A 241-nucleotide genomic window follows, 5' to 3' on the forward strand; every position below is an offset into this window, starting at 1 on the left:
AAAGCCCCGTATATGACCGCTGAGGACTGGAAAGCGATGTGGGGCTACTTCGTGCGCTTACTGCGTCAAGCTGACATCGATTTTCAGTATGTGGCTGTGTTGGAGCGTCATCCCTCGAACCCTGAGCATCTGCATATGCATGTGGCTTGGCGTGGAAAGGGGTTTGTTAACTACAACATGCTGCGGCGCTTTTGGCATATGGCCATCGGGAAGCACCGAGGATTCAAGGTATCGCGCGTGC

1 pseudogene is annotated in these 241 nt (G+C 53.9%); it reads left to right on the forward strand.

Features of this window, described 5'->3' with window-relative positions:
• Positions 1 to 12 precede the first annotated feature (12 nt).
• A pseudogene (locus tag SJH88_RS19615) lies at positions 13 to 241 on the forward strand (hypothetical protein); the annotation flags it as partial.

It is taken from the genome of Comamonas sp. GCA5 (genome assembly GCF_036541385.1).
In the GTDB taxonomy this organism is placed as follows: domain Bacteria; phylum Pseudomonadota; class Gammaproteobacteria; order Burkholderiales; family Burkholderiaceae_C; genus Comamonas; species Comamonas aquatica.